This window comes from Streptomyces sp. NPDC004435 (assembly GCF_042873895.1).
Taxonomy (GTDB): Bacteria; Actinomycetota; Actinomycetes; order Streptomycetales; family Streptomycetaceae; genus Streptomyces.
The window spans coordinates 392,694-416,778 of the sequence record NZ_JBIAMB010000005.1; the positions used below are offsets into that span (position 1 = coordinate 392,694).

Annotated in this window: 21 protein-coding genes; 17 read left to right on the top strand and 4 right to left on the bottom strand. The window is 68.8% G+C overall.

The features are described from left to right. The first annotated feature begins 193 nt into the window (after positions 1-193). The 10 genes from ACFYT9_RS11880 (at position 194) to ACFYT9_RS11925 (ending at position 8,685) form a co-directional block, all read left to right on the top strand. Entirely contained in the window at positions 194-2,056 is a 1,863-nt protein-coding gene (locus ACFYT9_RS11880) for a 2'-5' RNA ligase family protein (RefSeq protein WP_389162549.1), read from the top strand. Between the two features lie 184 nt (positions 2,057-2,240). Next, positions 2,241-3,545 (top strand): phage major capsid protein, encoded by a 1,305-nt coding sequence (locus tag ACFYT9_RS11885; protein ID WP_389162552.1) that lies wholly within the window; start codon positions 2,241-2,243, stop codon positions 3,543-3,545. Between the two features lie 360 nt (positions 3,546-3,905). After that, positions 3,906-5,153, top strand: coding sequence for a hypothetical protein (locus ACFYT9_RS11890; protein ID WP_389162554.1), 1,248 nt, complete (start codon positions 3,906-3,908; stop codon positions 5,151-5,153). A 74-nt stretch (positions 5,154-5,227) separates the two neighbouring features. Further along, positions 5,228-5,692 (top strand): IPT/TIG domain-containing protein, encoded by a 465-nt coding sequence (locus tag ACFYT9_RS11895; RefSeq protein WP_389162557.1) that lies wholly within the window; start codon positions 5,228-5,230, stop codon positions 5,690-5,692. 96 nt (positions 5,693-5,788) lie between these two features. Further along, the gene (locus tag ACFYT9_RS11900; protein WP_389162559.1) at positions 5,789-6,253 is read left to right on the top strand and encodes a hypothetical protein; all 465 of its coding nucleotides are present in this window, start codon (positions 5,789-5,791) and stop codon (positions 6,251-6,253) included. Between the two features lie 249 nt (positions 6,254-6,502). Then, positions 6,503-7,126 carry a hypothetical protein gene (locus ACFYT9_RS11905; RefSeq protein ID WP_389162561.1) on the top strand — a complete coding sequence of 208 codons (624 nt, stop codon included), beginning with the start codon at positions 6,503-6,505 and terminating at the stop codon, positions 7,124-7,126. 13 nt (positions 7,127-7,139) lie between these two features. Then, positions 7,140-7,472: a hypothetical protein gene (locus ACFYT9_RS11910; protein WP_389162563.1), complete on the top strand. Its 333-nt coding sequence runs from the start codon at positions 7,140-7,142 to the stop codon at positions 7,470-7,472. After that, complete coding sequence (locus tag ACFYT9_RS11915; protein WP_389162565.1) at positions 7,472-8,002, top strand: hypothetical protein; 531 nt, start codon at positions 7,472-7,474, stop codon at positions 8,000-8,002. Before ACFYT9_RS11910 ends, ACFYT9_RS11915 begins: the two co-directional genes overlap by 1 nt. A 54-nt stretch (positions 8,003-8,056) precedes the next feature. After that, entirely contained in the window at positions 8,057-8,263 is a 207-nt protein-coding gene (locus ACFYT9_RS11920) for a hypothetical protein (RefSeq protein ID WP_389162568.1), read from the top strand. Beyond that, positions 8,263-8,685, top strand: a complete 423-nt coding sequence (locus ACFYT9_RS11925) for a hypothetical protein (RefSeq protein WP_389162571.1) — start codon at positions 8,263-8,265, stop codon at positions 8,683-8,685. Before ACFYT9_RS11920 ends, ACFYT9_RS11925 begins: the two co-directional genes overlap by 1 nt. Before the next feature lie 68 nt (positions 8,686-8,753). Here ACFYT9_RS11925 and ACFYT9_RS11930 read toward each other — a convergent pair whose 3' ends face one another. Together ACFYT9_RS11930 and ACFYT9_RS11935 are read right to left on the bottom strand one after the other, a co-directional pair. Next, on the bottom strand, positions 8,754-8,999 hold the full coding sequence (locus tag ACFYT9_RS11930; protein WP_389162573.1) for a hypothetical protein: 246 nt from the start codon (positions 8,997-8,999) through the stop codon (positions 8,754-8,756). A 48-nt stretch (positions 9,000-9,047) separates the two neighbouring features. Next, positions 9,048-9,728, bottom strand: coding sequence for a hypothetical protein (locus tag ACFYT9_RS11935; RefSeq protein WP_389162576.1), 681 nt, complete (start codon positions 9,726-9,728; stop codon positions 9,048-9,050). Positions 9,729-9,874: 146 nt separating this feature from the next. On the opposite strand from ACFYT9_RS11935, the gene ACFYT9_RS11940 reads away from it, so the two are divergent. From ACFYT9_RS11940 to ACFYT9_RS11965, 6 genes are all read left to right on the top strand, one after another. After that, the gene (locus ACFYT9_RS11940) at positions 9,875-10,459 is read left to right on the top strand and encodes a hypothetical protein (protein ID WP_086828654.1); all 585 of its coding nucleotides are present in this window, start codon (positions 9,875-9,877) and stop codon (positions 10,457-10,459) included. A 97-nt stretch (positions 10,460-10,556) separates the two neighbouring features. Further along, entirely contained in the window at positions 10,557-11,075 is a 519-nt protein-coding gene (locus ACFYT9_RS11945; RefSeq protein ID WP_389162579.1) for a hypothetical protein, read from the top strand. A 282-nt stretch (positions 11,076-11,357) separates the two neighbouring features. Further along, complete coding sequence (locus tag ACFYT9_RS11950) at positions 11,358-15,398, top strand: hypothetical protein (protein ID WP_389162582.1); 4,041 nt, start codon at positions 11,358-11,360, stop codon at positions 15,396-15,398. Continuing rightward, positions 15,385-16,326, top strand: a complete 942-nt coding sequence (locus ACFYT9_RS11955) for a hypothetical protein (protein WP_389162584.1) — start codon at positions 15,385-15,387, stop codon at positions 16,324-16,326. Before ACFYT9_RS11950 ends, ACFYT9_RS11955 begins: the two co-directional genes overlap by 14 nt. 86 nt (positions 16,327-16,412) lie before the next feature. Continuing rightward, a complete protein-coding gene (locus ACFYT9_RS11960) occupies positions 16,413-17,390 on the top strand; it encodes a hypothetical protein (protein ID WP_389162587.1) in 978 nt (325 codons plus the stop codon). Further along, entirely contained in the window at positions 17,390-18,586 is a 1,197-nt protein-coding gene (locus ACFYT9_RS11965) for a hypothetical protein (RefSeq protein WP_389162590.1), read from the top strand. The genes ACFYT9_RS11960 and ACFYT9_RS11965 overlap by 1 nt, the downstream gene beginning before the upstream one ends. Here ACFYT9_RS11965 and casA read toward each other — a convergent pair. Next, complete coding sequence (gene casA / locus ACFYT9_RS11970) at positions 18,580-20,085, bottom strand: type I-E CRISPR-associated protein Cse1/CasA (RefSeq protein WP_389162592.1); 1,506 nt, start codon at positions 20,083-20,085, stop codon at positions 18,580-18,582. The genes ACFYT9_RS11965 and casA overlap by 7 nt on opposite strands. Next, positions 20,082-20,411, bottom strand: a complete 330-nt coding sequence (locus tag ACFYT9_RS11975; protein ID WP_389162595.1) for a hypothetical protein — start codon at positions 20,409-20,411, stop codon at positions 20,082-20,084. Before ACFYT9_RS11975 ends, casA begins: the two co-directional genes overlap by 4 nt. Positions 20,412-20,674: 263 nt before the next feature. Between ACFYT9_RS11975 and ACFYT9_RS11980 the strand changes: the two genes are divergently transcribed. Continuing rightward, complete coding sequence (locus ACFYT9_RS11980; RefSeq protein ID WP_389162596.1) at positions 20,675-24,082, top strand: hypothetical protein; 3,408 nt, start codon at positions 20,675-20,677, stop codon at positions 24,080-24,082. Positions 24,083-24,085 lie beyond the last annotated feature (3 nt).

The window sequence follows — 24,085 nt, forward strand, 5'->3', positions numbered from 1 at the left end:
GGCTCGCCCCGCTGCGCACAGCCTAGTACGCGCAGGCCCGCGACGGCGGCGCACCGCAGGACAGTAACCAGGCCGGCACTGCACGGTCCGCGGCGGCCATTCGTCCAGCCGCCGAAGGAACACCACTGTGCCGACCGCGCCCGCGCCCCGCGCGCCTGCGTCACGTAAGGGCATCTGCCGCGCCATTTTCGCCGTGACCGGAGTCGTCGACGAGGTCGCCGACTTGATCGTTCCGGGAGCTTTCGCGCACACCCTGGCGACCAGACCTGTGAAAACGGTTTGGCACCACGCGTGGACGGACCCCATCGGCGTGGTTCTGGAGATCACCGAGTGGCGACCGGGCGATGCGCGGTTCGCCTCGATTCCGAACTGGCCGGCGGAGGCCGGGGCGCTGGTCGCGACCATCCAGTTCAACCTGAGGACCCAGCGGGGCCGCGACGTCTACGAGCAGGTCCGCCAGTGGCACGAGCACGGCGAAGCCCAGTTCAGCATCGGCTACCGCGTGCCCCCGAGCGGAGCCACGAAGCGGTCGGACGGGGTTCGGGTGATCCACAAGCTCGACCTCTACGAGGTCTCCCCCGTCCTTCATGGCGCGCACCCGATGACCCGGTCCTTGGAGGTCAAGGCCGATGGTGGCGCCACGGAGTTGGAGCACAAGACGACAGCGGGCGGGCACCTCGACTTCAAGGCCGCCGAGCGGCAGGTTGGTCGCGGGGCGATGGTCGCGCTGTACGTGCCTGGCGAGATCGCGGGCAGGATCGCCCACCCGGACGGCACCTTTGCACGGGACCTGCACATCACGCTGGCCTATCTCGGCGACGCCGAGCGGCTTCCCGGCCACCCTGACGACCTCGCCGACCTCGTGGCCGCAGCCCTTGAAGGCGCGAGCCCCGTGGAGGGGAAGATCGGGGGGATCGGCCGGTTCCCGGACACGGGCGACGGCGAGCCGGTCTTCGTGCCGGTCGACGTGCCGGGGTTGGCGTCGCTGCGCCAGCGGATCGTGGACGCGATCGAGTCGTCCCCGCTCGCTTCCTCGCTGAACGTCGACCACGACTTCACGCCGCACATCACGCTCGGGTACGGCCTGCCGCTGGACACCGTGCCCACCCCGTCCATCCCGGTCGCCTTCGACACCGTGCACGTCGTACGAGGACCGGACTCGACTCCCATCCGCTTGCTCGGCCCTCTCACTGCCGATGCTCACACCGAGCCGACCGTGACAGAGCCACGTTTCGCCTCTCCGGCCCCAGCTGAGGAGAAGTCCGCGCACCAGGCCGTCCGCCAGGCTCTGGCTGCGCCCCGCTGGGCCCGCGCGAGCGCCCACGCCGCCGTCCTCGAAGCCAAGTCCCGTATCCCCACAGGAGTTCCCGTGTCGCCTCTCCAGCCTCTTCCCGCCTCCTACGAGGACATCCGCGAGCAGGTCAGCGATGCCGTCCACGGCCTGCTCGCCTCTGAGGACGGCACCTGGTGCTGCGTCGAGGCGACCTACCCGGACCGGGTCATCGTCTCCGTCCACCAGGGTGACTCGGGCGCTCGAACCTACGCCGTCCCGTACAGCATGTCCGGCACGGAGATAGCCCTCGAAACGCCCCAGCCCGTCGCGCTGGCCACCGTGGTGATCCCCGACGAGGGATCGGTACGCCCTGCCGACAGCGCCGAGACAGCCGACAGCCTCCTCGTCCGCCCCACCCTGCGCGCGCTCGCGGAGGCGACCTCCCGCGTCCAGGCCGCGGACGCCTCTGAGCAACTGGAGCCCGTACGGGCCTCGGTGAGCAGCCTCCTCAGCGCCCTGTCCGCCAAGGGCCTCGACCTCACCGCCGAGGACGATGAGGAAGGCCCTGTCGGGGAACGGCTCCCCGCCAGCGGCTCGGCAGCCGTGGCCGGCAACGGCATCGACCTGTGGGACGACCCATACGACGAACCTCACGATGTCGACGAGGACGAGGACGAGTCCGAGAACGGCGACAACGCCGAGGAAGAGGTCGACGAGATGGGCGCGACCGTTCATCTCGACGCGACAGAGGTAAAGGCGCGCCTGGCCGCGATCCAGCTCTAGCGCGATCCAGCTCCACGGTCCCTCGAACCCTCCACTGAAAGGAGTTTCCGCAGGTCAGACCCTTTCGACGCGACATTAGGGGCCTCCTCTCTCTCCAATACCCGGCGTTGTCGGGTCGTCCCGGTGCTGGCCGGGCGAGCGACGCACGTCAACCGCCCCCCAGCACGTGGAGAGAGCAGCCGAGATGGCTGAGAGCAAGTCCCTGATCAACAACCTCCGCCAGCAGCTCGCCGAGAAGTCGGCGGAGGCCGAACGAATCAGCCGCACCTTCAAGGTCGAGGACAACGGCGGCTTCGTCGTTTCGACCGAGCAGGCCACGGCCTTCAAGAAGATCTCCAACGAGGCAATGGAGCTCAAGCAGCTCCTCGCCGACGCGGAGGGTATGAGCGAGGTGAAGCAGTACCTCGACGAGCCCGACGGCCCGTCCTCCGCCGGGCAGTTCTACGGCCAGCAGCCCGCGCACGGCGGCATGGAGGGCAAGAGCCTCGGTGACCTGTTCGTCGAGAGCGACGCGTACAAGAACGCGGCCCAGGCCGGCTTCCGTGACCGCCCGTATGTGAGGGCGGAGATGGAGGGGAAGTCGATCTTCAGCCTGTCTGGCGGCACCGTCACGCACCAGACGCTCGGGTCCGCGCAGAACCTCGGGATCGCCGAGCGCGAGTACCGCAAGATGCACATTCGGGATCTCTTCCCGAAGAGCTCCACCAAGCAGTCCGTCCTCTACGGAGCCCGCGAGACCGGGTGGACCAACAACGCCAAGCAGGTGAAGGAACGTTACGGCGCCGACGGCTCCAGCCCGGCGACCGGAGCGGACACCGACACCTGGGGCCGCGCACCGCGATCGAAGCTGGCCCTAGTGCCTGTCATGTACCCGATCAGCGAAATTGCCCATCTGCTCGACGCGCATAAGAATATTCTTTCCGACGAGCCGCGACTGAAGACATTCATTAACTCTCGAATGGTTGAGGGTGTGAAGTATCAGGAGGACTGGGACCTCCTGCACTCTGTCGGTGACGGCCAGTCCCTGACGGGCATCTTCAACACGCCCGGGGTCCAGCAGTACCGAGGGCTCGCGACCGACAAGTACAGCGTGCAGATACGCCGCAGCATCACCAAGGCGCTGCTAGCCGAGTACGACCCCACGGGCATCGTCCTGTCTCCGACGATGTGGGAGCACGTGGAGGTGGAGGAGGACGACACGGGCGCTTTCCGCGTCGCCCTCCAGATCGCGGTCGGCGCGACCAAGCGCGTCTGGAGGCTGGACGTCGTCGAGACGACCGCGATGGCCGACGAGCAGTTCCTCGTGGGCGCCTTCGGTCTCGGCGCCCAGCTCCACGACCGGGAGTCCGTCTCTGTCACGGTCAGCACCGAGAACGGCGAGAACGTGGAGAAGGGCTTGGTGACGTTCCGAGCGGACGAGCGGGTCGCGCTCGAAATCCCTCGCCCGGAGAGCTTCGTGATCGGCACCTGGACCGCTCCCGCCGGCTGATCCCACCCGACAGAGGGGGCGCCGCACGGACTTCGTTGGCGCCCCCTCCTCGAACTCGCCCACATCAGCAACTCACAGGGGAACGCGCGTGTCGATCACCGCACTTGATGGCCTCGAAGCCGAACTCGCCGCTCTTCCGCAGGCATCGACTACTCGGAAGGGCCCGCCGTGCACCGTCGGGGCGACCCTGTCCAGCATCGCCCCCGAGACCGCAGAGACGCTGCGCCGAATACTCGACACCGCCACCGTGACCTCGACCGCCATCGCGGCCGTCCTGAGCCAGCACGGTCCCGCCGTCGCCTCGAACACCGTGGCGCGGCATCGGCGCCGGGGCCAGCCGAACGGGTGCAGGTGCCCCCGATGACCCTCTCGCAGGACCTCACCGCACTGCTCCAGCCGGTCACCTCCGCCCAAGCCCGACCGAGCGAAGTGCTGCACCCTGCCGCGCCCGCTCCCCGCGGGTGGGAGGCGGGTGTGCGCTACGAGCCCGGCGGCACGATGGTCGTCACCGCCCCGCCGACCGAGCACCCTCCCAGCAATGCGGATGACTGGCAGACCCGAGTCGAAGACCTCGGGCTCGCCATCCCGGACGGCTGGCGTGTACGCCTCGTCGAAGCACGTCACGACCCGGCAGCCTGGCACCGAGACAAGCAGGGAGACGACGCTGTCACCCGGCCCGTATGGAGATGCCGGTACGTAATCGAGCCCGCTTCCCCGTCGTGGATGTCCGCAGACGATGTCGATGCGCTCGTACGCGATGCGCTTCGCCGTCGCCGGAAGTCCCGTCCGAATGCTGATGCCGGCGAGCGTGCCCTCGTCGTGGTCTACGCCGACGCCCAGGCCGGCAAGGTCGGCAAGGATGGCGGAACGCCAGAGCTGGTCCGACGAGTTGCCGACCGACTCGACCGACTCGACGACCACGTCCGCGACTTGAAGGCCATCGGCCAGGGACCGACGGCCGCCTACTGGATGGACGCCGGAGACTGCGTCGAGAACTACGAGAACACCGGCCAGCAGGCGTACACCAACGACCTGGCCATGACGGAGATGATCCGCGTACACAGACGGATCACCTTCGAGGGCCTGGACCGACTGGCCGGAAGGTTCGACCGGGTGGTGGCCGCTACCTGTGGCTCCAACCACGGCCGGGTGCGCCGCGGCCGGGAAGCTGTCGGCCCGCCGAGCGACGACTGGGGCATCGAGGTGATGTCGCAGGTCGCCGACGCCTACGCCCGCAACGTCGACGCCTTCGGACACGTCTCCTTCGTACTGCCGGAGAAGTGGCGCGAGACCGTGAGCCTGGACGTCGCCGGAACCACGGTCGGGCTCGCCCACGGGCACCAGTATCCCCGCCCCGACAAGGCCGCCGACTGGTGGCGCTCTCAGTCCTTCGGACGGCAGGCCGTCGCCGACGCCGCCATCCTCGTCACCGGCCACTTCCACCACTTCCGGGCTCAGCAACTCGGGTCTGGGCGTCTGTGGATTCAGGCCCCGACGCTCGACAACGGATCCGACTGGTACACGGCCCGCTCAGGCGAGGTCTCGACCTCCGGGCTCTTGGTATTCAGCGTCGGCCCCACCGGCTGGGACCACCTCCGCCTGCTTTGAGCGCCGGGACGGACGCGACTCAAGGCTCCCTCCCCGCGCACCCTTCTACCCCCACCACCTGAAGGAAGGACCGCATGGGTCTGTATCGCAAGGACGGCAGCCGCATCACCAAGGCGGCTCTCCCCGTCACACTCCTCGACGACCCGCTCGTCACCGTCACAGCGGACATCTACCAGTCGGAGCCGTACGGGCGAGGAGACATGCAGCCGGAGGGCTCGAAGCGTTTCCTGCTCTACCCCGCAGGATGCGTCGTGCGGCGTTCCGTACTCGACCGGCTGTTCACCCCCGCCGCGATCTCCAGCATCAGCCCGGCCAAGGGACCGGCCACCGGTGGCACCGTCATCACAATCAAGGGCGACGCCCTGGACGGCGTCACTGCCGTCTCCTTCGGAGGTAAGCCCGGTACCGAACTTCGAGTTCGTTCGGCCACGGAACTCTCGGTGAAGACGCCCAGCGCCACTTCCGGTGCCGTCACCGTCGACCTCGCGGACGACGCCGGCGCCGTATCCAAGGCCAACGCCTACACCTACGAGGCGTAGCCGCCGGGGGCCCGATCGGGCCCCCGGTTCCACGCGACACAAGCCAGGCAGAAGCGGCAGGGTGCGCGCGATCGGATCGACCGCTTGAGGAGACCCATGGCCACCACCCGCACTCGCAAGACCGCGCCCAAGACGGCTGACGCCAGCCCGACCGGCGACGCGGCCACCAAGCCCGCCACCGCGCCGGAACCGGCTGCCATCCCGGACGCCGCCCCTCTTGAGCCGCCGCTCGTCGAGGAGGCACCGGAGCCCCCGGCACCGGACCCCTACGTCACCCCGACCGAAGTCATCCCCGACGACCAGCACCTAGCGGAGGTCATCCTCGACGACGCGACGGGCCAGCCGCCCGCTGACCTCGACAAGGTCTTCGTGCCGCTCACGCCCCTCGGGTCCGCGCTCTCGTGCACGATCCGGCTGGTCGAGCAGACGTACCTCGGCCCCCATCGCACCCCCGTCGTACGTCTCCTCCAGCCCAAGGGCGCCGTGGTCTCCGAGAACATCGCCACCCGCATCCTCAGGCGCCTCGAAGAGCAGGCGGGCAGCACCGTCACGAACGCGTAGGCGGCCCGGATGTCGGTCTACGACCACAGGCCCCTGTGGGCCGGGGCGCACTGCGACCCGGCCCTCGCCGGGGGAACGGTCAGTCGTCTCGATCTCTACGCCTCCCCGGACCGGTCCGGGGAGCCCACCGCCTCCGTCTCCCCTGCCGTCCGGCTCCGGACAGGCATCTATCGATTCGTCCTTCCGTCCCTTCCGGCCGGCAGGTATTGGGGAACAGTCACCTTCACCCCGAACTCAGCCGCGCGGGCCGTGACCGACACCTCCGTGATGCTCGACCTGCCGACCGGGCAGGGACTCGTGGCATCACCCGAAGCCGTCGCCGATGCCCTCGGCCTTCCACTGCCGCTGACACCCGCGCAGCGCACGACGTACGAGATGGAGATCCGCGACGCGCAGGCCGACGTATCCGCCTACCTCAATCGGCCTATCGTCCCGACGCTGACCACCCTCCGCGGACTCCGTCCTCACGGATCCGGGGACCTGGACGACGCAGCCACGTGGGCACTCGATCTCGACGACATCGCCTTGGTCGAGTCCTACCGCGCCGCTCCGGACGGCACGTACGACGTGGACCTCCTCGTCGGGCTTCACGGTGCCCACGAGGAAGCCGTCGTGCGGTACGTCGTCGCGCACGCCGCCGAAGCCATCCGGCAGCGCCCCGACAGCAACGGCGCGGCGGGGCGCCGGGTGTCCTCGGTAAGCGCCGAGGGGCAGTCCGTCTCGTACGAGTCGACGCCGGCCACCGGGCAGGCCGGTGCGCCCCCGGTGATCGGGAGCCTCAACCGGCTTCGCCGTCTGACCTTCCAGCCTGTCCGCCGTCCAGCTCGCGCCCCGTGGCCGTACTCCTCCAGCCGCACCCGCCCGTGGTTCTGACGAAAGGAGGACCGTGGCCGTCGTACTGCCCAACCGGATACTGACCCTGTGCCCGCTCACCCACCCCTGGGAGCGGGATGCGAACGGTGTCCCCGTCCCACCGAACCCCTATACCGCCCCGGCACCGCGAGGCACGTGGCCCGGCGGCGCCGCCGAACAGCCCGACGCCGCATGGTCCCTGCGTCTGGACCCTGCTGCCTGGCCGGTAGAGCCCGGCGACATCGTCCGTGACGAGACGGGAACGACGTGGACCGTGGCGACAGCCCGCCTCCACCGGGTCCCTGGCTGCCCGGCCGTCGACTACGTCCAGGTGAGCGCGACGCTGAACCCGCCGAAGGTGCCCTGATGGCGAAGTTCACCGTCAATCCGGCACTCGAAGCCATGCTCGCGCGGATGGTCGCCCCGCACGTGCAGCGCATCGCCTTCCAGGTCGAGATCGAGGCGAAGCGACTGGCGCCGGCGACGAAGCGATGGATCACGATGGCCGACGATCAGGTGCGCCCGACGCACGCCAAGATGCAAGGCCAGCTCGTACCGGCCAACCTCCGTTTCTCCGTCCCGTCGATGGACTGGGACCGACAGCACCGAGGAGTGGGCCGTGCCACGTACATGAAGTCGCCGCGCGACCAGACCTCCCGGGCGGTCGCGAACCTGAAGAACTGCCGCTGCACCGTCTCCCTCGATCCCGAGGGCATCGCGCGGAACATCACTACCGGCCAGCCGGTCATCTCGGGGAAGAAGGTCACCGTCACCGTGACCGCCCGAACCCCCATGGTGGTCGAAGCCGAGGTCGGAACCGTCTACCCGGATGGCCTGACCGCCGAGGGGACGCACTTCATGGCCCGCGCTGCCGCCGCCGTCGCCGCCCGAACGTGAGCACCCCGAAGGACCACGCGACGCTAGGTGACTCGACCACCCATGGTGCGCGCCATGACGACCAAGACCACCAAGACCCCGCCCACGAGCCCGGAGGCCGACGCCACGGCCACCGCCACGCAGGCCCGGCCGACTGAGCTGATCACCCTCTCCCACCACTTGAACATCAGCGGCACCGAGTACCAGCCGGGCTCCCGAATCCGGGTCGACGCCGACTACGCCCGCCGCCTCCGCCGGCAGGGCTACGTAGCCCGCGGCTGATGGGCCTCAACCTGGCCTCGGCTGACCCCGTCTCGGCACTGCTGCCATGGCTCCAGCAGCACCCGGCGGTGACGGCGGCCCTCAGCGGCCCTGACCGCGTGTCCGGCATTGCCGAGGCCCCGTGGCCGCACCTGCGTGTGAGCCACGGGCCGGGCGGGGACCTGCGGACTCTGACCTGGGCCACCGAGCCGGAGGTCACGCTGGAGGTGTACGGCGACCCGGGCGGATGGCCAGGACAGGCCGAGCTCCGCCGCATCCTGCTCACCTGCGCGATCGCCGCTGCTGAGCTGCCCGAAGCGCCGCACCGCACCGGACAGCCTGTCGTCAGCGGCGTTCGTCCGTCCGGAACGCTGGTGTGGTCGCCGCTTGTCGACGGTCAACCGCGATGGGTGATGGGCCTGTTGATCTGCATGCACCCTTGAGAAGGAAGTGACCGTACTGAGGCGCCTCGGCGGGCGGGCTCTGAGGGCCCGCTCGCCGAAGCCGTGGTTCAAACCTGCTGCCGGCTGTCCTCGACAGCCCTTTCAGCCAGGTCGTCGACGGGCGGGGGGACCTCGGGGCCAAAGCTCCGCGCGACCCGGAGGAGGGCACGATGGATCTTCGGGGACCAGAACGCCCAGGCCAGCTTGCCAAGGGGCGGTCCGAAGATCACCGCGGCAATGCCGAGGACGATGGCGACGGGGCCGCTCTCGGGAACGACATCCATCAGGGCATGGGGCAGGGTCGGCTTCTGCATGAGTTCTCCGTGGGGTTGGCCTGGGTCAGCCAGCCCCGTGGACGGAGGTCAGGCAGCCAAGGCGAGTTCGAACGGGTCGCGGAAGGACGCGCCTGCCGTCGGAGGGCGCGGAACGATCGCGCACCTGAGGCGGGTGAGGCCACACGGGCTGCACTCATGGACGAAGGGGCCGTGTTCGTCGAGAACGCTCAGCACGCCCAGCTGAAGCAGGACGGCGTTCTCCAGGAGGTCGGCCCACGCCTCGTGGGCGCGCGCCTCCCTCGCCATACCCGTCAGGGCGTCGTGCAGGGCCTCATGGGCAGCGGCCAGCCGCTGCGCCGCGCGTTCGCGTGCATCGCCGAAGGACGGCTCGTTGCCAGAAAGGGTTCCCTGCACTCCCCATTCGGGCGCCAGGCCGGGAACACCGTTGAACCTAGGGCGATCTTGAGCAGGGAATTCAGGCCCAACAGCCCTACGGGCCTCCATCGCCTCGGCGAGCGCCCTACCGAAGCGTCCAGCTCTGTCGATCCGATGTGCTTCCTCGCGGTGTCGCCTGGCCTGAGCTAGGAAGACCACCTGGTTGCTCTTGCCGGACCCGGCACTCCACATGATCAAGTCGGCAGACGATCCGGTTCCCGCGCCCCAGACCCTCGGGATGACCTGCTGAACAGTGTCGATCTCATCCACGAGGACAGCCATGGCAGACGCGTAGCTCGCCTCCACCAACTGACTTCCCTCGTCTGCCGTCACGGCACGAACTCTACTCCGCGTCCCCACGGGCGCGGCCGACTTGCGCCCCATCGCGGTCAGCATCCGCCGTGACGAGCACGCGACGCTAAGCATCTGCGCTCCCCAAGGTGCCGGGCCCGACTACCGGACCCAGGGAGCAGCACCTCATGGCTGGCGAGACCGCCAACAACAACCAGATCCTCATCCCGTCCCTCACCCGCGTTTGGCTCGCCCTCGTCGGCACCGCCGCGCCGGCCGACGCCACCGTGGCGATGCCCGCCGGATGGCGCGCTGTGGGTCTCACCACGGAGGATTCGCTCAAGTTCAACTCGGAGCCCAACTTCGAGCAGGTGCGCAGCGCGCAGAGCAGCTACCCGACCCGCACCTTCCAGACGCAGGACGCCTCGACGATCGAGGTGGACCTCCAGCAGTGGAGTGGTGACAACTTCCGGGCGGTGTACGGCGGCGGTGAGATCACCGAGATCACGGCCGCCGACACGAAGAAGCACTACCGCTTCACGCCGCCCAGGATCGGTGGCCGCACCGAGGTTGCCGCGTGCATCGAGGTGATCGACGGCGGCAAGCACTACCGGTACATGATTCCGCGCTCGATGCAGATGGAGGGCGTGAGCAAGGACCTCGCCAAGACGAAGGAATCGGTCCTCCCTCTCCGTCTCGCCGTGCAGGGCGGCGACGAGACCGACGCCTGGTACGTGATCACGAACGACCCCGCTTTCGCCCCGGCTGCTTGACCTCTCGCGGCAGCGCGCGACGCAAGCCAGTCCGGCTTGCCAGTGTCCGCGCGCTGCCGCACCCCGCGACTCAGCACGCACACGAGAGGCCCGCACCATGTCCTTCGTCATCGACCTCGACGCCGCCGCGCGCCGCGAGGCCAAGCACCCGCACGGCATCCCGGTCGTGTTCGGCGGCGAGCAGTTCCTGTACCCGGCCGAACTGCCGGCGAAGGCCCTCGACCCGCTCCTCGCCGACGAGCTCGACCTCGTCGGTCTGCTGCGCGACATCTTCGACGCGAGCGAGAACCCGACCGCCGCCACCATCATCGACCTCCTGTTCAAGCGCTCGCGGCTGCCGCGCCAGTTCGTCGAGGCGATCTACCAGGTGCACCGAACCCTGCTGGGCGCGGAGCAGTACGCGCGGTTCGAGGATCTGAACCCGTCGGTCGCCACGTACGTCCGCGTCACCGTCGCCCTCGTCAAGGTGTACGGCCTGGACCTGGGAAAGTCCTTCGGGCTGGTCAGCTCCTCCGAGACCGATGGGGAGACGTCGAGTCCGACCTCGCACGCTTCTACCGCATCGATGCCCGCGGAATCTGGCGCGAGCCCGGAGAACCCGGCTTCCTCGGACTGAGGCGCCTGACCGTCCTGGTCGACGGCCTCCCCGAGGACTCCCGCACCCGATCCGGCCCGATCGACGGCTGGACCAAGGAGACCGAACTCCTCGCGCAGCTGATCGAAGAGGTCAGCATCCTGGCGGCCGACCGGCGACGAGCAGAGCCGACGTCCATCCCTCGCCCGTACAACCCTGCCGACACCGCCTCGAAGCGGGCCGGCAGCCCGCCGCAGCAGTCCTCCCCGGGCACGGGGCACAAGACGATGCTCGCGGCGGCGATGCAGAGAGGTATGGTCCGCAGTGCCTGAGGGCCTTCAGGCTGGCCGCCTGGACGTGCCGGTCGTCGCCGACCTCAACGGCTTCGCCCGCACGCTGCGCAGAAAGGTCGAGGCCGCCGCCGAAGGCTTGGCCGTCAAGGTCAAGATCAAGGTCGACGCCAAGCACCTCCGCAGGAAGCTCGACGACGCCGTCAAGGAGGCGTCGAAGGGGCTCTCCGCGAAGGTCAAGGTCAAGCTCGACGACCGGCGGCTTCGCGCCGAGCTGGACACCATCGTCCAGCAGGTCGGCGACACCGACGTCCGCGTCCCGGTCACCGCCGACGACGAAGCGGACGGCGGGCGTCGGGGCGGCCTGCTGGACCGAATCCGCGCGCTGATCCAGGGTGCGCAAGGGGAGGCCGACCGCACCCCGGTCGACGTACCGGTCCAGATGCGGATGCCGCGTGGCCGGGGTTCACTGCGGACGCTGCTCTTCGGCTCCCTCCTTTCCGTCGCTCAGCCCGCAGTGGCCGCGCTGGGCCAGTACGCGGCGGGACTGACCGCGCTGGTCTCGGCCGCCGCGCCGGCCGTCGGCGTCCTTGGGGCACTCCCCGGCCTCATCACCGCAACCGGCACAGCGGCTATCGGCACGGTGGTGGCCTTCAAGGGCTTTGGGGAGGCCCTGAAGCAGACCTTCAAGGCCCAGCAGCAGGCAGCGGCCGACGGCAAGGTCACCGAGGCCCAGCAGAAGGCCCTGGAGCAGGCTCTCGACGGCTTGTCGGGCTCCGCCCGCAAGTCAGTCTCAGCCGTCGCGTCCCTGAGCGGCGCTTGGCGCGAAATGCGCCAATCAGTGCAGGAACGTTTCTTCTCGCAGATCTCGGACGAGATCAAGCCCCTGTCGAGCTCGGTGCTCCCACTGCTGAAGTCCGCGCTCGGCGACAGCGCAGGGCAGATGGGCAACCTGGCCAAGCGCGGTGCCGAGTTCATGCAGTCGGGTCCGTTCCGCGCCGACTTCAAGAAGATCGCCTCAAGCAACAGCACCGTGGTCGGCCACATGGCCGACAGCCTCGCGAACCTCGGCCGCGCCGGCGTCGACCTCCTCGTCACCGCGGGTCCGCTCACCGAGTGGGTGGGCGACGGCATCGAGTCGCTGACCGCGCACGCGCGAGCGTCCGTTCAGGCCGGTCGCGAGACAGGGGCGCTGGCACGCTTCTTCGACAACGCGCGGGAGAAGTCGGCACAGCTCGGCCGCTCGACCTGGAACCTGGTCAAGGGCCTGGGCGGCGTCGGCAGGGCCGCGCAGGACACCGGCAACGCTCTCCTCGATGGCTTCGAGGGCACCACCCTGCGCTTCAGGAGGTGGGCGAACTCGGCCAAGGGCCAGCTGTCGATGAAGCAGTTCTTCAGCGACGCCGCCCCCACGTTCCACGAACTCAACCGCCTGGTCGCCGACTTCGTACGGGGCCTGGGGCGCGCCGCGAAGGACAACGGCGTCACGGACCTCATCCGGCAGATCCGTGTCGAGCTGATGCCGGCCCTGGGCACCTTCTTCGACTCGCTCGGCCAGTCGATCGGGCCCGCAGTGATCAGCCTGGTCTCGAACCTGGCCACCGCGATCGGGAACTTGTCGTCCGCCGGGACTGGCCTCGGCGTTCTCCTCATGGCCTTCAACGGCCTGCTCCACGCATTCAATGCGCTCACCGATGCCTTCCCCCTGCTGAACACGGGCCTCGCCGTCCTCCTGGGCACGGTGCTCGCGCTCAAGGTCATCTCCGGTGTCACGAGCATGCTGAGAGGTTTCGGCACGTCCGTCCTGGCGGCCGCGCAGTCCGCTGCTTCGCTGGGCACGGTCATGCGAGGGACGCCCGGTGCTGTCGGGCCGTCGGTGACCTTGTGGCAGCGGATGGGAGCCGCGTACCGCACCGCCTCCGCCGACGGCGGTCGCCTGACCGGAACGCTGCGCGGCATCGGCGCGGCGAACCGGGTCGCCTCCACCGCCATCGGCGGCATGACCTCCGCACTCGGCGGCCCCCTCGGCATCGCGATAGCCGGTGTGACGATCGGGCTTGGACTGCTCGCGGCGAAGCAGGAGGCCGCTGCCCGTGCGGCAGCCGCGCACGAAGAGCGGATCAGCTCCCTGGCGCAGGCCCTCGCGGACTCCAACGGCCAGATCGACGCGAACGTCCGCGCTCAGGCGGCGCAGTACCTCCAGGACGTGAAGCTGTCCGACGGCAAGGGCAAGCTCGTCGACACCCTCCGCTCGGCCGACGTCACCCTCAAGCAGGTCACCGACGCCTACCTCGACCAGGGCGGCTCGATCGAGGGCCTGGAGACGAAGCTGCGCGGCCTGGCCAAGGAGACCGAGCACTACGTGTCGATGGGTCCCAAGGCCGACGTCCTGAAGATGACCCCCCAGGGCGAGAGGTACCAGGCCGCGGCCGACGCCCTGAAGGGCATGAGCGGTGAACTGGACAAGTCGAAGGCCAAGGCCAAGGAACTGAACGAAGCCGTCAACGGGACGGCGAGCACCGGTTCATCCGCCTACGACAGGCTCCAGTCCGCCGTCCAGGGCTACAGCGACAAGACGAAGAGCGCCGACGAGCGCACCGCCAGCCTGCGCCGCGCGCTCGACGCCCTCAACGGCAACGCGCAGAGCTTCCACGACGCCTCCGCGCAGCTCAACTCGGTGATGCTCCAGATCGACGAGACGATGAAGGGCAACATCGACCGCGCCGAAGGGTGGGGCGCGGCCCTCGTCGACAACGACGGTCTGGTGAACACCAGCACCCGCAACGGTCAGACCCTCAACTCCCAGCTCACCGAACTGCGCGACTCGATGCTCGCCGTCGCAACCCGCGCTCAGGAGGCGTCCGAGCAGGGCATGATGCCCATGTCCGAGGCGATGGACAAGAGCCAGGCAGCCATGGAGCGCGCCCGCGCCAAGGCCATCCAGCTCGCTATGGACATGAACGTCCCCGAGGCTCAGGCGAAGGCCCTCGCGGACCAGATGGGTCTGGTGCCCGAGACCATCACCACGCTGATGACCACCAAGGGCATCCCGGAGTCCACCGCTCAGATCCTCGGGCTGCGCTCGAAGCTCGAAAGCCTCGGTGCCGGCAAGTCGATCACGGTCAAGGCGCCGACCGCGGAGGCCCGTAAGCAGCTCGAACTCCTTGGGTTCTCCGTGCAGAACATGCCTGGCGGGAAGAACGTGCGGATCACCGCACCGACGAAGGGCGCCCGTGCCGACATCGGGGCGCTGGCCACGGACATCGCGAACGCCCCGAACAGGAAGAACGTGACGGTCAACGCGATCATCACGAAGGCGACCGGCGACCTCACCGCGATCCGGAACAAGGTCGCCGAACTGCCGCCCGGCAAGAAGCTGGTGATGGAGGCACCGACCGCGACGGCACAGCAGATGATCAAGGACCTGGGGTTCAAGGTCCGGGACCTCAAGGGCAAGAAGGTCGAGATCAGCGCGCCCACGGGGTCGGCGGTCTCGAACGTCGAGGCTATCCAGCGGAAGATCAACAGCCTCACCGGCAAGACGGTGAACGTGACCGTGAAGTATTCGACGATGGGCAAGCCGTACGTCTCCGAGCACGCGGACGGCGGGATCGTGAAGTACGCCAACGGCGGCATCCGGCTGCTCGGTAACCGCATCAAGGCGTTCTCGAACGGCAGCGAACGGCACGTCGCGCAGATCGCTCGCGCGGGCGAGATGCGGCTATGGGCGGAGCCGGAGACTTACCCCGGCGAGGCGTACATCCCCCTGGCGCCGTCGAAGCGAAAGCGCTCGGAAGAGATCTTGGGCACGGTGGCCGGGTACTTCGGCGGCACGGTGGTCTACCCCGGTCGGAACACCCAGCAGTTCGCGGACGGCGCGGTGCGGCTCCACCAGTCCGCCCGGCCCGCTCCCGCCGCTCGCGCCACGTCCTCCGCCGGCCCCGCACCTGCGCTCGTCGGCGGAGACCTGAACCTGACCATGACGAACGGGGCCACCACCCCGGGAGAGGCGCTGAACGACGCGCTCTTCGAGCTGCGCCGGATCAGGCGAGGAGGTGCGTATGCCTCCGGCTGAGGGCGAGTGGACCCTGTCGTACGGAGGGAACGGGATCATGCCGGGGGCGACGCTCACGTTCGGCTCGCTCCGTACGGGGTACTACCTGCTGGACGAGGTCGACATCGCCTACGGCGACATCGACTCCGGGGACGTGCCGATGCCGCGACAGGACGGCGTCCGCTTCGGTCTCGACTACCGGCCCGGCGCCACTCTGACGTTCGAGATCGGTGTCGACGCCGTAGACCGGGCCAGCACCCGCCTGGGCCGCCACGGCGCCGTGCTCGACCGTGTATCCCTGCTCGCACAGGCATGGGACGCCGAGGCCGTACGCTCCCGCTTCGCGACTCCGGCCGTGCTCTCGACGACGCAGGGCGGGCGCTCGCGCAGGTTCTTCGGCAGGCCCCGGAAGTTCGCCCCGGCGGCCTCCCGACTGACCCGGCAGGGCTATACCCCGGTCGTCGCGAGCTTCGTGTCCGTGGACGGGATCGCGTACGACGACGTCGAGCAGGTAGCCCGGGTCGACCTCAACCCTGCGCCGCACCGCGGCCTGGCCGGCCCGCTCACGACGCCGCTCACGATGACGGGGACGGCGTCGAGTCGCACGCCGGGCGAGATCGTGTTGGGCGGCAACCGCCCGACCTGGCCGGTGATCACGATCCGGGGTCCGATCAGCCAGCCCGTGGTCGAGGTCATCGGCCGATGGAAGCTCGGCCTGAACCTGGCCCTCGGGGCCGGTGAGTACGTCGTCATCGATCCTCGCCCGTGGGCGCGCACGGCTCTGCGCAACGGTGGCGCCTCGGTTGCCGGAGCGATCACCCGGGGTTCACCGCTCATGCCGCAGATGCGCCTGCCCCCGGGGCGTCTGGACATCGTGCTGCGCGGCGCGGACGCCACCGGCACCGCGCACATGACGGTCGCGTGGCGCAACGCCTTCTCGTACATGTAGGCGGCGCATCGAGCCCGCGACACAAGGGGGCCGTCGCGAACACCGTCTGCCCCTGAACGTAAGCAACATGATCAGGGAGGTAGACGGTGGCGTGGGATTCCGTGCCGTGGTTCACCGAAGGCGGCGCCGAGCACTCCAGCGAAGTGGCTAGGCTGCTGGCCTACGCCGCATTCGCCGGCGGGGAGGGCATCGTCGGTTCGGGTGACCTTCAGGTCCGGGCGCTCTCGTCGCCCGCGGCTGCGGTGAACGTCTACCCGGGGGCGTGCGCGATCCTAAACAGGGCGCCGGGCGGCCGGTATCAGGCGTACGCCGCGCGTCTCCCGAGCGCGGACCAGGTGCCGGTTGCCGCGACCGGCGCAGCCAAACGCTCCGATCTGGTGGTGGCCCGGATCGAGAACCCGTATTCGGCCGGAGAGACGTGGCCGCTGCCCGGAGACCCAACGGTCGGCCCGTACATCTACACCCGGATCGTCTCGAACGTTCCAGCGACGACCACGAGCGTCCGGCAAGTCCGTCCCAACGACTCGTCGATCACCCTCGCTCGCATCGACATCCCCGCGAACACGTCCTCCATCACCCAGGCGATGATCAAGGACCTGCGCGAGATGGTGGCTCCCCGCGCTCGGCGACGTCTCTACACGTCCTCGCCGAGCGGAGACCAGAACTGGGCCGGCAACAGCAAGGGACAGTGGGTCGCGTGGCCGCCGGCCGCCCGCTGGACGGTCGAGGTGCCGCCCTGGGCGACGAAAGCCCGGATCATGCTCACGGTCGCGGGGGTGCAGGTGATGCGCGGCGGCGTATGGGGCTCGTCGGCGTGGAAGCTCGGCTCGCTCCAGGGCGAGTCGGTCACGCTCGACACCGGCGCCGGAGACGGCTCCCAGCGCATCCACCTGATCTCGGCTGACACCATCTCCATCCCCTCGTCCATGAGGGGAACGGTCCAGACCCTGTCCGGGATGATCTCGCTCGACGACGACAACGCTGGCGTCTTGCAGGCCGACGTCGCCACGACCTGTGTGCTCGACGTCGACTGGGCGGAGGACCCGACCGAGGACGAAACCTGATGGCCTGGCGGTACATCGCGCAGCGCGCGCTGCCGGAGGCGATCCTCGACTGGGATGTGCCCCTCAGCCTGTCCTCGAACCCGAGGAGAGAGCTGTCCGGCCCCGGTTCGCTCACCGGCACCATCGAGCCGGAGTACGCCCGAATGCGAGGTGCGGACGGGCAGCCGATCCTCCAGGAATGGGCGACGAAGCTGTACCTCGAAGTCGACGGGCATATCCGCTGGGGCGGCATCGTCACGAAGACGAGCTACGAAGGCTCGAAGGCAACCATCCAGGCCGAAGGGCTGTCCTGCTACCCGCACGGCATCCCGTACGAGAGCTACATGATCTCCGGGCAGCTCATCACCCCGAAAGACCCTTTTGCCGGAAAAGATAAAAACCATGACGGCTGGGTCGACGGCAAGAAAGGAACCCAACGCGTTCCTCCGCCACCAAAGCCCTATGGCGGTCCGCGAATTGACGCATTCGACGCCTTCCGGAACATCTGGGCGCACGTCCAAAGCCGCCCGTACGGGAACATCGGCCTCACCATCGACCAGCACGACCACGGCGAGAAACTCGGTGCCGCAGACGGAAGTTCACCGTGGGAGCTGGCGTGGTGGGACAACCCCGACTGCGGCTCCACGCTCGACACCCTCACTCGCACCATCCCCTTTGACTGGCGCGAGGACCATTCCTGGGCCACCTCGGACGGCAACGAGATCTCACACCGCCTCCGCCTCGGCCGACCCCGCCTCGGCGGGAAGCGGCACGACCTGCGGTTCGCCGGCGACGAGAACATAGTCGCCATCGCCCGGCCGGAAGGCATGGGAGACGACTACGCCAACGAAGTCGTAGTCCTAGGCCGCGGTGAGGGTCGCAAGATGGCCCGCGCGCAGATCGCGCGTTTCGACGGACGACTCCGCCGAGTCACCACGGTCACCGACAAGACGCTGGTCTCCCCCACCGCGCTCCGCCGACGGGGCGAACTGGAGCTTGCTGGACGGACAAAGGCCCTTCAGATTCCGTCCATCCAGATCGTCGACCACCCCAACGCGAGGTTCGGCTCCTGGGCACTCGGTGACGACATCCGCGTGCAGGTCCACGTCCCCTGGGTCGGTGACCTCGACGTCTGGCACCGGATCGTCGCCGACGAGATCAGCGCCGACGGCACCGTCACCTTGACCCTCCGCCGTTCCGACTCCTTCCACTACTGAGTTCCAACGACCTCCGGCACCCTCTGGTCCAGCGCGTCTCGGACGAGGCCGCGCAGCCGCCTCCTCTCCGCCTCCACCCGAGCCCTCTGCTCGTGGTTCAAGAGGCTGTTCCGCGCCATCAGGACGTCGTCGATCTCGACGAGGAGAGCTTCCCGTAGATCGACGAGGGCCCCGGCGCGGTCTTCGGTGAGCACCACCTCCGCCCACTCTCCCGACAGGTCGCGCAGGAGCGCGGGCGCGTGCGGCCTGCCTGTAACCCTCGCGTGCAGCTCAGCCAACTCGGACCTGACCCTGGCGACGCCGCTCGCCATCTTGTCCAAAACGGCCCGCTCCTCCACGCGAGCGAGCTCACCGGCAACGCCGAGCGGCGCGTGCTGGACATGGACCCCTTGGAGAAGGGACTTCTTCGGGTCGGTGTGGGTGACGTGCGCGAGGGTCGCGGTGACCACTTGCTCAGGCAAGAGGACTCCGCGTTCGCACGCTGCCAGGACATGGTCGAGAGCCGCGCAGTGCCCGAAGTTGGTGAGCAGTTTGGCCGCCGCCCCGACACGCTCGCTGCCGTGAGATGCCACAACGCTGACGGGGAACAGCTTCCCCGGTTTCATGGACCTCCCGGGCTTCTGCTGTCGAATCCAGGCGGTCATGGGGTCGATCTCGGCAATTTCGTCCCAGGTCCTCTGGACTGACCGGTCTCCTGGGTAGAACCCGACCTTGCGCACGGCGCCGTCCGGTCCGGGGAAGAGTCGGACACGGCGGCTGGGCCAGGTGAGCAGATCCAAGCGCCCCGTGATCGGCCGCGCAGCGTGCGCGGGACCAGGGCTGGGCCGCTCCCAGGCTGGCGTGTCGCCGGGTGTCCGGGGAGCAGGCGGCAGCGAGAGCAGCAGCATGTCCTTGACCGTGCCGGAAATCGTGAAGTGCGCGTGGGTGACCTGCGCGAGCATCCCCACCCGGTTTCCGGCCTTCCCGCGCGGGTCGTCGGGATGCGGGGTCTTCATGCCGGCGACGTCGTACCCGAGCATGACGAGGGCGGCGAGGAAGGCGTGGACGGGGGTCATGGGCGGGTGCTCGTCCACACCTCGCGCGAGTCGCCCATCGAAGAAGCCGCCCCCGCGTCCATAGCGGGAGATGTTGAGCACGCCGACGCTTTGAGTCGGTCGGGTCACGGCAGCGCACTGGAGGAACGGGTACTCCGGGTGGAAGACGTCGAACCTGTCCTGCCACTGCTCGAAGTAGGCCAGGATGGGCGCGGTGTCCAAGGCGGGTGCCGTCCAGGCCCGATCCCACTGCGCCGTCGTGGTCGGTCCGGCGGCAGCGTCGTAGAGGGCAGCGATCAGCCGGAAGACGACCACTCCTTCCAGACCGCTGTGGGCGAGGTGAAGTTCCTCGGCCCGGTCGAACAGCTCGATCAGTCCGACCTCGCGAGCCTCGCCCGACCGCAGGTCCATCACGCTGATCCAAGGGTGAGTAAGCAGGTCCAGTTCCTGCCGTCCGCCGGTCATCCGTTCACATCCGCTTCCTGGTCCTCCAGGTCACGACGCTCGGCCAGGACGCGCTCGATGCCCTCCTCGGCCTCCGCGCGTAGGTGCTCCAGGACGTGCTCCTGGCTGAAGTTCTCGTCGAGGGCGTTCCACTGGGCTTCCACGCCGTCATCGGCGGAAGCCCCCAGCAGATCGACCAGGGCCTCCTGGCGGAGCACGATATTGGCGTGCCCTGCGTGAGCCGCAGGGCCGACGGTCAGACGTTCGTCCTCGTCGACGTAGAGCACAGGATCTTCTGCTGGCGAAGCGACAAGAGCCGCGAGAGCCGCAATCGTGAGCTTGGGCATCGTGTGGGTGGTTCCTCCCTCTGCGGTGGGCGACGCACCACGAACTGGGGCATCGACAGGCCGCCTGGGCATCCACCAGGCGCATCCCCACACACGCGGGGAGCAGCAGAATCCCCGCGTGCGCGGGGAGGAATCACAAGCCGATCGTACGGCCAAGGCCAGGTCGTGCGCCAGGAATCCGGATCGCCATCACCCCATGGGGACGCTGCCGCCCCAGGGCCGACACGCGACGCTAAGAACACCTCCTGTGCATGGTCCGCAGCATGGTGAAGATCCTCGACCCCGGGCCTGGTGGAGACCTGGCACGGCTCCTTGCCTCGTACGACAAGCGGCTCCAGGCGCTGGAACGGACGTCGCAGGCCGCGTACTCCTCCATCGAGGGCGGCTCGATGGACATCTACGACGAGACCGGCGAGCTGCGCGGCTCGGTCGGCGTCCAGCCAGACGGCGGCGTCGCCCTGGTCGCCGTGAACACCCCGCCGCCGCCGACCCCGACGCCCCCGTCGGTGGAGCCGGTCCTCGCCGGACTCGTCGTCGGGTGGGACGGCCAGTGGGACGACTCCTACACCACCCCGACGGACTTCTCGCTCGTCCAGGTCCACATCGGACCGTCGCCTGACTTCCTCCCGGACCTGAGTACCCACGTCGCGACGATCACGGCGCCCCTCGGCGGTACCGTCACCATCGCAGTCGACGGCTACACCCCTGTGTGGGTGCGGCTGATGGCAGCGAATACGGCGACGACCACAGGCCCGGCATCAGCGGCCGTGCAGGGAACCCCTCGACAGGCCGTCGAGCAGGACCTGATCGACGGCATCGTCACCGAGACGAAGCTGGCCCGGGACGCGGTCACCGAGACGAAGATCGCGCTGGGAGCGGTCGGGGCCACTGCTCTGGCGGCCGGCGCTGTTCTGGAGGACAAGCTCGCCAAGGCCGCCGTCACCCTGGACAAGATCGCCAAGGGTGCGGTGACCATGAACGCCTTGGGCGGGTCACTCGCCGACGGCGTGACCCAGAGGTACGTCGACGCGATGGCCGACCCCGCGGCGTGGCAGGTCCTCAACCAGGCACCCGGAGCCCAGTTCGAGCACCTGCCCCTGGCGGATGCTCCGACGGGCCAGAGCGTCGGCCGCGCGACCGGGTACCTGGTGGTTCGCGGCACCGTGCAGATCCCGTACGACCCCGATGTCCTGTACCGGATATCCGCCAGGGCCCGCACCACCAGCGGCTCAGCATCGGGCACCGACGCCCTGTACGTGGGCGCGCTCGGCATCGCCGCCGACGGAGTCACCCTCGTTTCCCGCCACGGGGCCAATACGTACAGCTCAGCCCACTACGTAGCCGCCTCGAACACGGTCCAACCCGTCGGGGGTAACTGGACCACCTACATCGGCTACCTGCGTGGACGCGCGGCTCCCGACGGCCTCGGAACGCCTGGCGTCGCAGCCGATCCGCGTGCCCCTGGCGTTGTGCACGACGCCGTACGGTTCATCTCGCCGATCCTGTACCTGAACTACGGCAGCGGACAGTCCAGCGCCAGCGGCGTGATGGAGCTCGACGCCGTCACGGTCGAAGTCCTCAAGACCGGCGTGGTGGACTCGACGAACCTGGTCGTCGGATCGGTGACGACGGCAGCACTCGCCACCGATGCGGTCACGGCCGGGAAGATCGCTGCGGACGCGATCGGGGCCCGGGAGATCCAGGCCGGTGCCGTCACCGCCTTCGAATTGGCTGCCGGGTCCGTCTCTGCCGAGAAGCTGACCGCGCTCGCCGTGACCGCCGACAAGATCGCGGCCAACGCGGTGACGGCCGAAAAGCTGACCGCCTTGTCGGTGACGGCCGAAAAGCTGGCTGCCCTGTCGGTGACGGCCGAGAAGATCGCGGCGTTGTCGGTGACGTCGGACAAGCTGGCCGCGAACTCGGTGGTGGCCTCCAAGATCTCTGCGGGCGCGATCGAAGCCACCCACGTCAAGGCCGGAGCACTCACGGCCGATCGGCTCGCGCTCGGTGCTGACGGGAACATCATCGCCGACCCGGGCTTCGAGGGCGCCGTCACCGATCAGCGTGTGGCCACGGCCGCGAACTGGTCGATCACGACGGGGAACAACTCGCCGCGCGCCGTTAGGGTCGACGCGATCAGCGCGACCGCCGCTACCCGGGCGCTCACGCTTGCCGACCTGCCCGCGGTCCCCAACCAGCGGATGTGGTTCGGCGTCGACTATCTCGCCTCCGCCGACTGGGCCGGGTCCAGGATCAGCATCTACGCCGAATGGCTCGGCGCAGATAGCGCGGTCATCGGCACGAGCGTCGTGACCACAGGCGACGGTGCCGCCGTACGCGGCACGTGGCAGCGCCTCACAGGAGTACCCGCAGAGGCCGCGCCTGCGAACACGACCCGGGTCCGCATCCGTATCGCGTCCGTCTCAGGGACAGCCGGTGGTGTCGCCTTCGACAACGTCTCCGCCCGCGTCGTGGTCTCCAGCGGAGCGGCTGGAGCTCGCGCGGAACTCTCTCCGCAGGGCCTTCAACTCTTCGACGACGCAGGCGACGAGGCCGTCGCCCTCATGACGGGTCGGCCCAACTACCTGTCGCTGTCCAACGGTGGCGTCGCTGTGGCCACGATCGACGAGACCGGCAACGCAGGATTCGGTGACCTCGCCGTGGCCGGCAAGCTCACCATCGGCGGTGACCCGATCGAACAGCACCTGACCCTGGGAGCCCGAGGCCTCGTCGCAATCGACTACCAGGCGAGCGCCGTCTCTGCCAGCACTACGGACTACGGCTTCGTGGAGCTCGCCTTCGAAGCCGAGGGCCCTCGCATGTACCGGGTGGTACTCGACTGCTACGCCGACCCGAGCGTGGCCGGCGGTGAACTCGTCCTCACGTTGCGGGATGGCGGCGCCTCGACGCCAACGATCTCGTCGAACCAGATCCAGTCCGCGATCTACCCCATCGCGGGGGCCGGGTATCACCGTGTTCGTCTGGAGACCGTCCGGTCCGGCTGGTCATTCGGTGTCGGACTGCGGCGGCTGCTCACCACGTTTCGTGTCCAGTCCGGCCCGGCGGGGCAGACCGTCCGGCTGTTCGGTGGCTCGAACCACCCGGGGGTCTTCTACATAGAGGACGTCGGACCGTACATCCCGGAGACCGGCCAGTACAACACGGGCGGCGGCACGGCCACTCCTCCGGTTCAGCGGTACGTCAAGACGTACCCGGCCACGTGGTCGGGGTCCTACGCCAACCGCAGCTCGTACAACAGCTACTACGGCAACAAAGCCATGCAGGGCTACTACAGCTCCACCAACGGAATGCAATCGAGCCTCATCGGCTTCTCCTCCGCGCTCGCCACGGATCTGACCGGCGCCACGATCAACAAAGCGGAGATTTACCTCTATTTCGACCATTGGTACAGCAACGCGGGTGGCAAGGCGGTCATCAAGGCCCACAAGCACACCAGCCGTCCGTCAACGTTCTCCTGCGACGCCGAGGCCATGACCGTCGACTGGGGCAAGAACGTCGGCAAATGGGTGGATATAACCGGCGTGTTCGACAGCACGAGCTGGCGAGGTATCGCCCTCGACCCCAACAACTCCAGCACCACGTACTACGGCCGCGCCCGCGGCTACGGCGAGACCTACCCGCCTCAACTGCGGGTCACCTACACCAAGTGAGGA